The organism is Prosthecobacter sp. (assembly GCF_014879935.1).
Classification (GTDB): domain Bacteria; phylum Verrucomicrobiota; class Verrucomicrobiia; order Verrucomicrobiales; family Verrucomicrobiaceae; genus Prosthecobacter.
On sequence record NZ_JACSRD010000284.1, the window covers coordinates 62,088 to 72,311 of the forward strand.

At 60.6% G+C, this 10,224-nt stretch carries 9 protein-coding genes; 6 read left to right on the forward strand and 3 right to left on the reverse strand.

Annotated elements, in window-relative coordinates; all coding sequences use genetic code 11:
* Positions 1–73 precede the first annotated feature (73 nt).
* Together IAE77_RS30725 and IAE77_RS30730 are read left to right on the forward strand one after the other, a co-directional pair.
* Positions 74–2,470: a DUF1592 domain-containing protein gene (locus IAE77_RS30725; RefSeq protein WP_294235496.1), complete on the forward strand. Its 2,397-nt coding sequence runs from the start codon at positions 74–76 to the stop codon at positions 2,468–2,470.
* 86 nt (positions 2,471–2,556) lie between these two features.
* Positions 2,557–3,183 (forward strand): hypothetical protein, encoded by a 627-nt coding sequence (locus IAE77_RS30730; protein ID WP_294235498.1) that lies wholly within the window; start codon positions 2,557–2,559, stop codon positions 3,181–3,183.
* A 241-nt stretch (positions 3,184–3,424) separates the two neighbouring features.
* Here the strand turns inward: IAE77_RS30730 and ahcY are convergent, their stop codons facing one another.
* On the reverse strand, positions 3,425–4,828 hold the full coding sequence (gene ahcY, locus IAE77_RS30735) for an adenosylhomocysteinase (protein ID WP_294235500.1): 1,404 nt from the start codon (positions 4,826–4,828) through the stop codon (positions 3,425–3,427).
* A gap of 139 nt (positions 4,829–4,967) precedes the next feature.
* On the opposite strand from ahcY, the gene IAE77_RS30740 reads away from it, so the two are divergent.
* Positions 4,968–5,606 (forward strand): DUF1080 domain-containing protein, encoded by a 639-nt coding sequence (locus tag IAE77_RS30740; RefSeq protein WP_294235502.1) that lies wholly within the window; start codon positions 4,968–4,970, stop codon positions 5,604–5,606.
* Positions 5,607–5,614: 8 nt separating this feature from the next.
* Here the strand turns inward: IAE77_RS30740 and IAE77_RS30745 are convergent, their stop codons facing one another.
* Positions 5,615–6,541: a M56 family metallopeptidase gene (locus tag IAE77_RS30745; RefSeq protein WP_294235504.1), complete on the reverse strand. Its 927-nt coding sequence runs from the start codon at positions 6,539–6,541 to the stop codon at positions 5,615–5,617.
* The gene (locus IAE77_RS30750; RefSeq protein ID WP_294235506.1) at positions 6,538–6,912 is read right to left on the reverse strand and encodes a BlaI/MecI/CopY family transcriptional regulator; all 375 of its coding nucleotides are present in this window, start codon (positions 6,910–6,912) and stop codon (positions 6,538–6,540) included. The genes IAE77_RS30745 and IAE77_RS30750 overlap by 4 nt, the downstream gene beginning before the upstream one ends.
* A 103-nt stretch (positions 6,913–7,015) precedes the next feature.
* Between IAE77_RS30750 and IAE77_RS30755 the strand changes: the two genes are divergently transcribed.
* The 3 genes from IAE77_RS30755 (at position 7,016) to IAE77_RS30765 (ending at position 10,132) form a co-directional block, all read left to right on the forward strand.
* Positions 7,016–7,846 carry a hypothetical protein gene (locus tag IAE77_RS30755; protein WP_294235508.1) on the forward strand — a complete coding sequence of 277 codons (831 nt, stop codon included), beginning with the start codon at positions 7,016–7,018 and terminating at the stop codon, positions 7,844–7,846.
* A 120-nt stretch (positions 7,847–7,966) separates the two neighbouring features.
* Positions 7,967–8,599 carry a DUF1080 domain-containing protein gene (locus IAE77_RS30760; protein ID WP_294235510.1) on the forward strand — a complete coding sequence of 211 codons (633 nt, stop codon included), beginning with the start codon at positions 7,967–7,969 and terminating at the stop codon, positions 8,597–8,599.
* 27 nt (positions 8,600–8,626) lie between these two features.
* The gene (locus IAE77_RS30765; protein ID WP_294235512.1) at positions 8,627–10,132 is read left to right on the forward strand and encodes a sulfatase; all 1,506 of its coding nucleotides are present in this window, start codon (positions 8,627–8,629) and stop codon (positions 10,130–10,132) included.
* Positions 10,133–10,224: the final 92 nt, after the last annotated feature.

A 10,224-nucleotide genomic window follows, 5' to 3' on the forward strand; every position in this document is an offset into this window, starting at 1 on the left:
CGGAGCGAGAGGGCTACTTTGCTTCGCTTTTGCGGCCACGTTCACGCATGCGGCCGATGCACCACCGAAAGTCGTGCAGCAATTCCTCAGCAAATACTGCCTCGAATGCCATGACGCGGATGTGCAGAAGGGGGATCGCTCGTTTGAGAAGTTCGAGCTGCCGCTGAAAGGCACCGCTGACCTCATCGAGGCGCGGGACATCATCGACCAGCTCACGCTGAAAGAGATGCCGCCGAAGAAGGCGGACCAACCGAGCGATGAGGAGCGCCTCGCGATGATCCGGGCGCTGCGTGACGGCACCGTGGTGGCGTATGGCAAACTCCAGAGCACCGGCAGCCGCACGGTGATGCGCCGACTTTCGAGCCGTGAGTATGAAAACACGCTCGCGGTGCTGTTTGGTCGTCGCGTGGACACGCTGGGGCTCACGGCCGGTTTTCCGAAGGAGAAAACCACCGAGCACATGGACACGATCGGCAAGTCGCTCGTGACCTCCGGCTTCCTCGTCGATCAGTATTTTCAATCTGCGAACCGCCTCGTCGAGACGCGGCTTGGCAAGCCGGCCACGCCGCCGAAGGATTGGAAGTTCAACGGCCACTTTGTGCAATACGAAGAGCTGCAAGGCTCGCACAAAAGCGCCTTCAACTACCGCTACCTGAACATCTACGAGCAGCCGAACAGCGACACACGCCAGGGCGGCTACGGCCACATCGAGGATTTCCTCAAAGGCGTGCCCGTCTCCGGCCTCTACGACCTCGAAGTCGAGGCCACGGCGATGCATCGCGACACGCATTACGATCCCGCCATCTTCGGCATCGACTTCTCGGAGCCCTTCATCCTCGGCGTCGTGCCGGGCGACGTCACCGCGGGCCACATTCATTATCCGCAGCCCATCGAGCCCGTGCTCGCCACCGCCGTGGTGCCGGACAATGAGCCGAAGCGGCTGAAATTCCGCGTGTGGCTCGAAGCAGGCCAAACACCACGCTTCATCTTCCCCAACGGCCCGTATGAATCCCGCGCCGCCGTCGTCACGATCAACAAAAAGTACAAAGACGAGTTCAAAGGCGATGTCGGCTCATCCGGAGTCGGTCGTGCGCACATTTTGAAGGAAGGCAAGCTGCCGCACATCCGCATCAGCGAGATCGCCATTCATGGTCCTGTGCCTGAAGCGCCTGGAGCCGAGGAAGTAGCCGTTTTTGGCAAAGAAGGCTTCCAAGAAGCCAAAGCGCTCGATCAATTGAATGCCTTCGCCGAGAAAGCGTATCGCCGTCCGATCACCGACGAGGACAAAAAGCCGATTCGTGTGCTTTACGAGAAGCGAATCGCCGAAAAAGCCGCGCCACGTCAGGCCGCGCTCGATGCGCTCAAATTGATCCTTTGCTCGCCGAGCTTCCTTTACCTCAGCGAGATCACCGACGAGTCGGAAAAGCGTCTCAAGCCCTACGACCTCGCCACGCGCCTCTCGTATGCGCTTTGGTCTGCACCGCCCGATGACCAGCTTTTGGCCGCTGCGAAGTCCGGCAAGCTCACCGACGACGCCGAGCTCAAAAAGCAGATCCAGCGCATGCTAGCCGATGAACGCATCGAAGGCTTCGTGAACGGCTTCATCGATAGCTGGCTCAATCTCCGCGATCTCGGCTCGCAGCCGCCACCGCGTGAAAATTTCCGCGCCTACTACGCCGAAGACTTACCCAGCTCGATGAAGAACGAGGCGCGGCTGTTTTTCCGCGATCTGCTCAAAAACAACGGCTCCGTGGCGCAGTTCATCGACTGCGAGCACACCTTCGTGGACAAGAAACTCGCGAAACTCTACGAATTGCCGGAGAAGGACAAACTGCGCCTCGCCGACGGCTTCCAAAAAGTCAGCCTCAAGGGCAATAACCATCGCGGTGGCCTGCTTGGCATGGCCGCGGTGCTCACCGTGAGTGCGAACGGCGTCGAGACCTCACCCGTCACACGCGGCGTGTGGGTCACGGAGAATTTCCTCGGTGTCCCGCCGCCACCGCCGCCGGATGTCGTGCCCGCGATTGATCCTGATGTCAGCGGCGCCACCACCATCCGCGACCGACTCGCCAAACACCGCGCCGATGCCGCCTGCGCCGAGTGCCATCGCAAGATCGACCCGCTTGGCTTCAGCCTCGAAGCGTATGATCCCGTCGGCCGCTGGCGCAAAAAATATCCCGCCGCCAACAAGAGGGCCAAACCCGCCGACATCGACACCACCGGCGAATTCCCCTCCGGCGAAACGTATGCCGACTTCACCGGCTTCAAACGCGTCATCCGCGACACCCGCGCCGACCTCTTCAGCCGCCACCTCGTCCGCCAGCTCCTCACCTACACCACCGGCCGCACCATGGAACTCGCCGACGACCTCCCGCTCGATCAACTCCACGACAAAGTGAAGAAACAAGGCCTCGGCCTCAACACCATCATGATCGAGTGTTTGATGAGCGAGATCTTCCGGTCGAGGTGATGACGCCGACTTGCTGACGAAGTGACATTCACTCCGCATCTGGTTTGCTGCGGGAATGAAATCAGCGATCATCCACGACGACCATCATGCCGAACGACTTTGGAGTGTTTTCGCCGATCCTTGATTCTCCTCACGGTTATCTCGTCTTATTGAACCTGGCTACCGAGGATTCCGTCGCGTCCGTCAATGCGATCAAGGCTTGCTGCATGAAGCCTTCCTCCTTGTCAGACGCCAGCCTTTTGCTGGAAGAGTCGAACTGGCGCCCCACCCTCGTGGCGTGCGTCGCCTCGCTGTTTATGGGCCACACGCCAGAAATCACGAAGCGACTGTGGCACCGTTTGGACCGGGGTAGCTGGGTAACGCCTCAGCTCGCTGTCGTGTTATCGATGACGGATCCAGAGTTTGAGCACCAAGCCAGGCGGCGCTTGGAGAATCACTGTCCGCTTGATGCCACGGACCTTTTGGCGATGACAATGCCCGAAAGACATTCTGCTGAAGGTCCGGCGGGTGGGACTGCGAGATCCGCGAAAGCGGCCGCTTCTCTCGGCTGGCTCTCATCTCTCAAGTTTCCTGACGCCGATTGGTTGAAGACGCTACAAGCATCCGCCGAACACCAAGCACTCAAGTCTGAGGACATCGACTCGTCTGGGGCAATTGCCGAAAAATGGCATCACAGGATTGCTGAAGTGCTTAAGCGCGTGTCCAGCGGCTAAAGCTGCATGGCCAAGGTTAACACGGATTCATTGGTAGCTCTGCTCGTCGTCGTGGTCTTGGACGTTCGTGGTCACCACGCTGGGTTTCGACTCAGTCGTTTGTAGCATGGTCTGCCGGTTGATAACCAAAACGCGCCCGGTCTTTCGGCCGGACGCGCTTTGGGGTTTTGGGGGGTGGTGATTTGGAAGTGAGGCAGACACTCTTGTCTGCCCGGTGCGGGCAGGAGTGCCCGCTTCACGATTAATAACGGTAGTGATCCGTCTTGTAGGGGCCTTCGACGGGGACGCCGATGTAGTCGGCTTGGTCTTTGGTGAGGACAGTGAGCTTCACGCCGATCTTCGCGAGGTGCAGACGGGCGACTTCTTCGTCGAGCTTCTTCGGCAGGACGGTCACGCCGACTTCGCGGGTGTCTTTGGTGGCCCAGAGTTCCATCTGCGCGAGGCACTGGTTGGTGAAGCTGTTGCTCATCACGAAACTCGGGTGGCCGGTGGCGCAGCCGAGGTTCACAAGGCGGCCTTCGGCGAGCATGAAGATGCTGTTGCCGGCCGGGAAGGTGTACTTGTCCACCTGCGGCTTGATGTTGAGGCGCTTCACGTCCGTGCGGGCGTTGAGCTTGTCCACCTGGATCTCGTTGTCGAAGTGGCCGATATTGCAGACGATGGCCTGGTCCTTCATCTTCTCCATGTGCTCAAGGCGGATGATGTCCTTGTTGCCAGTGGTGGTGACGTAGATGTCGCCCCAGCCGAGGGTGTCCTCGATGGGCATGACGCGGAAGCCTTCCATGGCGGCCTGGAGGGCGCACACGGGGTCGATTTCGGTGACGACGACCTGGGCACCCATGCCTCGGAGGGCGAAGGCGCAGCCTTTACCCACATCGCCGTAGCCGCAGACGACGCCGACTTTGCCGGCGATCATGACGTCGGTGGCACGCTTGATGCCGTCGAGGAGGGATTCGCGGCAGCCGTAGAGGTTGTCGAACTTGGACTTCGTGACGCTGTCGTTCACGTTGATGGCGGGGAAGAGCAGCTTGCCGGCCTTGGCCATTTCATAGAGGCGATGCACGCCGGTGGTGGTCTCTTCGGAGACGCCCTTCAGGTCCTTCACGATCTCGTGGAAGATGCCGGGCTGCTTCTTGGCGATGTCCTTGAGGAGGTCCTTGATGACCTTCACTTCGTGGTTGTCGGAGGGGGTCTCGACCCACTTGTCGCCGTTTTCCATTTCGTAGCCCTTGTGGATGAGGAGGGTCACGTCGCCGCCGTCATCGACGATGAGCTGCGGGCCTTTGTTGCCGGGGAACATGATGGCCTGCCAGGTGCACCACCAGTATTCTTCGAGCGTTTCGCCCTTCCAGGCAAAGACGGGCGTGCCGGTGGCGGCGATGCCTGCGGCGGCGTGGTCCTGGGTGGAGAAAATGTTGCAGGAGGCCCAGCGGACATCAGCGCCGAGTTCCTTCAGCGTCTCGATGAGCACGCCGGTCTGGATGGTCATGTGCAGGGAGCCGGTGATGCGGACGCCAGCGAGGGGCTTTTTCGGGCCGTACTTCTCGCGGGTGGCCATGAGGCCGGGCATTTCGCTCTCAGCGATGGTGAGTTCCTTACGGCCGAAGTCGGCGAGGGCGATGTCTTTGACTTTGTAGTCGCTCATAGTGGGCGTGGGTGGGTTCAGGTTCAGGGTCTGAAACGGTTCAAATCAACGTATCAGGATGCGATGATATGTTCCAAAGACATGCCGGGGTGTCAATCGGGGATTTATCCCGTCTTCGAAGGGCGTTTGAAGGTCTGCCATGAAGTTCTCTCTCCTCGCCGCCCTGTTTGCCATCGCCCTTTCCCTTCACGCCGAAGACCTCCATCCCGCCGCTGACGCCACCGGTTTTGTTCCGCTCTTCAACGGCAAGGACCTCACTGGCTGGAAAACGACTGGAAACTGGCTCGTCGAGCCCGATGGCAGCCTCTCGCTCCATCCGCGTGAGGGCGAGAAGGGCTGGCAGCGCTACGACGCCTACATCGCCACCGAGAAGCTGTATGGCGACTTCGTGCTCGACCTGGAATTCAAGATCAACGCCAAGGGCAACAGCGGCGTCTTCATGCGCGTGGCGGATATGAAGGAACCGGTGAAAACCGGCTTCGAGGTGCAGATCCTCGACACCTACGGCCTCGCCAAACCCGGCCACCACGACTGCGGCGGCATCGTCCACGGCACCGGCCCGTCCAAAAACATGGTCAAACCGGCCGGCGAGTGGAATCGCTACACCATCACCGTCCAAGGCCGCAGCGTGAAGGTCGTCTTCAATGGCGAGCAAGTCATCGACACCACGCTGGAGGCCATGAAAATGGCTGATCGCCCTGCCCTCGGCCATATCGCTTTCCAGGACGAGGCCCTGCGTGTGTGGTATCGCAACGTGCGGATCAAGGAGCTGAAGTAGCGTTTGGATCAACTCCCCGGAAACGCGTTCGCCTCCAGGCGGAGACGCGCTTCCATTTCCAAAGCGGCATCTTCGTCGCTCTCCGGCACGCGGAGCACGGCCACCAGCATGCCCGCACCGCACAGCAGCACCAGCACGGTGAGCCAGCGGGCACAACACATGCCGTGTGAGTCACGCCTCGGGCTCAAAAGCCGTGAGATTCGTTCGCGAAGGCCGGCGCGACGCGCAAACGCGAGCACCAAACCACGCGCGGGTGTCGCGGTGGCGTGAGCGAGGAGCATCTCGCCGTAATCACGGCGGCTGACGTCGCTTTCCGTGGCCGCGAGATCGCAGCACACTTCGGATTCAGCCTCGTAGATGCCGCACAGCGCATGCAGCGCGGGATTCCACCAAAACACCGCGCGCAGCACTGCGGCGCACAGACGATGCAGGCCATCATGCTGGCGTGCATGCTGCGTTTCATGCCTCAGTGCGGCTTGAAGCTCTGCAGCGGGCCAATGCGCGGCTGCATGCGGCAGCAGCACGCATGGAGACCAAAATCCGGCGAGACATGGGCCGTCCACTTCGCGTGAAAAACGCACTTCGAGGCCTTTGCGGGCGATTTGAGGAGCCGATTCGGCTTCGCGGACCCATTGGGCGAGTTTTCGCGCTTCGAGCGCGATTTTGATCAGCACGACCAAACTGCCCAAAAGCCAAAAAGCGGCCGCAAAGCTCATCCAGACCGTTTTTTCGCTGGCGACGATCTCGGCGAGTTTTTCGATTTTCGCGCTCGATTCGCCCAACGGCATCGCAGGCAGCCACGGAACGATCCACAGGCCCCAAATGCCCGCCAAAGCGACTGCACGCCGAGCACGCGCCTGTTGCGAAGGCACGAGCAGCGCTGCCGCGAATACGAGCAGACACCAGAGAAGGGATTGGAGGGCGAGGGCAGTCATTTTCCAGCATCATCCAGAAGCTTGCGGATGGCTTTGAGTTCGTCCGCAGGCAGTTGGCGTTCGTTTTTATCCAGCAGCGTGGCAACCAATTTTCCCGGCGAGCCATCGAAGAAGGTGCGCAGGAGCTTTTGCAGCGCGGAGTCGCGAGCCTTCTCGGGCGCGACGGCCGGCTCATACACGTAGCGGCGGGAGTCCTTGGTGAATTTCAGCAACTTCTTCTCCACGAGCACGCCAAGCAGCGCACGCACAGCCGAGTAAGACGGATCATCCGGCATCTTGGCCTGAATCTCCTCCGCCGTGGCCTTCCCGAGCTGATAGACGATGTCCATCGCCTGCTGCTCGCGTTTGGAAAGGTGTTCGGGTTTGGGCATGCACGGAAAATGCGCGAGTCATGAAAGTGCGCAAGCCTCATGTGCAGATTTTTCTGCATTTGAATTTGCCAACCCACGAAATGCAGATATTTCTGCACTCGCCATGAGCACTCACACCTCACTTCGCCTTCTTCTCTCCGTCGTTCTGATCGCATGCAGCGTCTGGCTGTCCTCCTGCACTTCCAGCATTTCGCCTCCCGCTCCGCCACCGCCGCCGGTCATGTCGTCTGAGGGGGGACTCTCGAATCGCTATGCCAGCAAAATGGCCCCGGCGACTCCAGCAGCACCACTCGCCGAGCGTCCAGGCTTGGGCACCCAAGCAGGACGCGAAACGTATTCGCAACTGGTCACCAGCCGTCTCATCCGCAAGTCCACCGTGCCGGACGCGGTCGATTCATTTCACTACAACGACGAAAAAGGAGCGAAGGCGATGGTGAACATCCTCGGCGGCAGCACCACTCAGCACAGCGGCAGCCTGAATGCCGCTGGAGATCGACTCAAAGTCTCGCTTCAGCATTACGGACGCACGTATCCGCACTACGAGGCATCTGGCCGTCGCATTGTGATCGGCGAAGCAGGCCAGTCCTACGGCATTCGCCTGGAGAACCGCACCAAGAAGCGCCTGGAGGTGGTGCTGAGCGTCGATGGCATCAACACGATGAGCGGCAAAACCGCGAGCCCGAGCCAGCGCGGCTATGTGCTCGAACCCAAAGAAACCTACGAGGTGGAAGGCTATCAGAAGAACCAGAACACGGTGCGCGTGTTCCAATTCGGACGCGTGGCGGACTCGGTGGCGGCGACCAAAGGCGGCGCGAACAACGTGGGCGTGATCGGCCTAGCCGTGTTTGAGGAAGACGAAGCCCGCGCGAAGGCGGAGCTGCAGCAGGAGCAATTCCTGCGCAATGGCGCGAGCGCCTTTCCCGTGAGCCGATGAAATAGCCGGAGCAGGGCGGCGTTCGAGCGCCCATGATCATGCCTGAGGCCGCGCGGATTTTGTCGTGGCGGAAAAGCGGAGCACGGAAGACTCCCACGTCCTGCCTCGTTCATGCTAGCGATGAAAAACCTCGCTCTCCTTTGCCTCCTGCTTCTCTCCACCTCCGCTCTCGCTCAGCACCCCGCAGCTGACGACGCGGGCTTTGTGCCGCTGTTCAATGGCAAGGACCTCACCGGCTGGAAAACGACCGGAAACTGGCTCGTCGAGCCCGATGGCAGCGTCTCGCTGCATCCGCGTGAAGGCGAAACAGGCTGGAAACGCTTCGACGCCTACATCGCCACCGAAAAGCTGTATGGCGACTTCGTGCTCGATCTGGAATTCAAGATCAACGCGAAGGGTAACAGCGGCGTCTTCATGCGCGTGGCGGACATGAAGGAGCCGGTGAAAACTGGCTTCGAGGTGCAGATCCTCGACACCTACGGCCTCGCCAAACCAGGCCATCACGACTGCGGTGGCATCGTCCATGGCACCGGCCCATCGAAGAACATGGTCAAACCCGCCGGCGAGTGGAACCGCTACACCATCACCGTCCAGGGCCGCAGCGTGAAGGTCGTCTTCAACGGCGAGCAAGTCATCGACACCACCCTCGAAGCCATGAACATGGCCGACCGCCCGAATCTCGGTCACATCGCCTTTCAAGACGAGGCCCTGCGTGTGTGGTATCGCAACGTGCGGATCAAGGAGCTGAAATAGGAGCCGCCCCACCGCGTTCCAGCGCCCATGAATCGCCTCCTGCTCTGCTTTTCCTCATTCGTCCTTCTGGTTTCGTCATTGGCCGCGGAGCGGCCCAACATCCTCTTCATCGCCAGCGATGACATGCGGCCGCAGCTCGGCTGCTATGGCGACACGACGGTGAAATCGCCGAACCTTGATGCGCTGGCGAAGCGTGGGATGGTTTTCAAAAACAGCTACGTGCAGCAGGCGCTGTGCTCGCCCTCGCGCATCTCGATGCTCAGCGGGCGTTATCCGGCCACGACGGAGATCTTCGAGATCGGCCGCACGCTACGCACCACCATGCCGGACATCACCACGATGCCGCAGCACTTCAAAAACAACGGCTACCAAACGCGCAGCCTCGGCAAGATCTACCACGTGGGCATTGATGACGACGCCTCGTGGACCGTGCCCGCCTGGCACAGCAAGATGCCGCGCACCAGCGCCGCCACGCAGGAAGGCGTGAAGAAATTCATCGAGGACGCGAAGGCGAAAGGCATCACGCTGCCGCAGAAGGGCAAAGGCAGCCGCAACTCTGCGATTCCCGCCTTTGAGTCCGTCGATTGTGGTGACGATGACCTGCTCGATGGCGACACGGCCGCGAACGCCATCGCGCAGCTCAAAGAGCATGCGAAGAACCCCGCGCAGCCCTTCTTCCTCGCCGTCGGCTTTGCCAATCCGCATGTGCCGTGGATCTCGCCAAAGAAATACTGGGATCTCTACGACCCCGCGAAGTTCACACTCGCCAGCAACGAGTATCTGCCGAAGGACGCGCCCGATTTTGCCGCCACCAGCGGCGCGGACTTCTTCTGGTATCGCGACGTGCCGCAGGTCACCGGCGACAAACTGCCGGAGACCTTCAAGCGCCAGTGCCTGCACGGCTACTACGCCGCCATCAGCTACGTCGATGCGCAGGTCGGCCGCCTGCTCGCCACGCTCGACGAGACCGGCCTCGCCAAGAACACCATCATCGTCTTCTGGAGCGATCACGGCTACTACATGGGCGAGCACACCTGGTGGGGCGCGAAGCACAACAACTACGAAGGCGCCACGAACAACTGCCTCATCATCGCCACGCCTGACCAGAAAACCGCCGGACAAAGCACCACCGCCCTCGCGCAGAGCGTCGATCTCGCGCCCACGCTCACCGAGTTGTGCGGCCTACCCACGCACACCGGCTTCCAAGGCCGCAGTTTGAAGCCCGTGCTCGACGATCCGAACGCGAAGGTGAATGACGCCGCGTTCAGTTGGTATCCGAAAGGTGCCGGCCACCTGGGCGTCGCCATGCGCACCGACAAATGGCGCTACGTCGAATGGACCAAACCCGGTGCCGAAACGGTGCGTGAGCTCTACAACATGGTCCAGGACCCGCAGAACAATCAAAACGTCGCCGCGAAGCCCGAGCACGAAAAAGTGATCCAGGCCCTCGGTAAACGCCTGCGCGAGAAATTCCCCGTGCAGAAGTTCAAAGCGCCGCCGGAGGCGGTGAGGGGGAAGAAGCGGAAGAAATAAGAGGTTGGAGTCCAGGCTTTAGCCCAATGCCATCAAGGCTATGAGGCAAAGAGTGGCGATAGGAAGCTTGTTGTTGCGATGATTAAGGCACG

Bases quoted from the DNA above. Each gene is read 5' to 3' on its own strand.
- IAE77_RS30740 (WP_294235502.1), top strand. From the start codon at position 4,968: ATGAAGTTCTCTCTCCTCGCCGCCCTGTTTGCCATCGCCCTTTCCCTT.
- IAE77_RS30760 (WP_294235510.1), top strand. From the start codon at position 7,967: ATGAAAAACCTCGCTCTCCTTTGCCTCCTGCTTCTCTCCACCTCCGCT.
- IAE77_RS30765 (WP_294235512.1), top strand. From the start codon at position 8,627: ATGAATCGCCTCCTGCTCTGCTTTTCCTCATTCGTCCTTCTGGTTTCG.
- IAE77_RS30745 (WP_294235504.1), bottom strand. From the start codon at position 6,541: ATGACTGCCCTCGCCCTCCAATCCCTTCTCTGGTGTCTGCTCGTATTC.
- IAE77_RS30730 (WP_294235498.1), top strand. From the start codon at position 2,557: ATGCCGAACGACTTTGGAGTGTTTTCGCCGATCCTTGATTCTCCTCAC.
- IAE77_RS30755 (WP_294235508.1), top strand. From the start codon at position 7,016: ATGAGCACTCACACCTCACTTCGCCTTCTTCTCTCCGTCGTTCTGATC.
- IAE77_RS30750 (WP_294235506.1), bottom strand. From the start codon at position 6,912: ATGCCCAAACCCGAACACCTTTCCAAACGCGAGCAGCAGGCGATGGAC.
- ahcY (WP_294235500.1), bottom strand. From the start codon at position 4,828: ATGAGCGACTACAAAGTCAAAGACATCGCCCTCGCCGACTTCGGCCGT.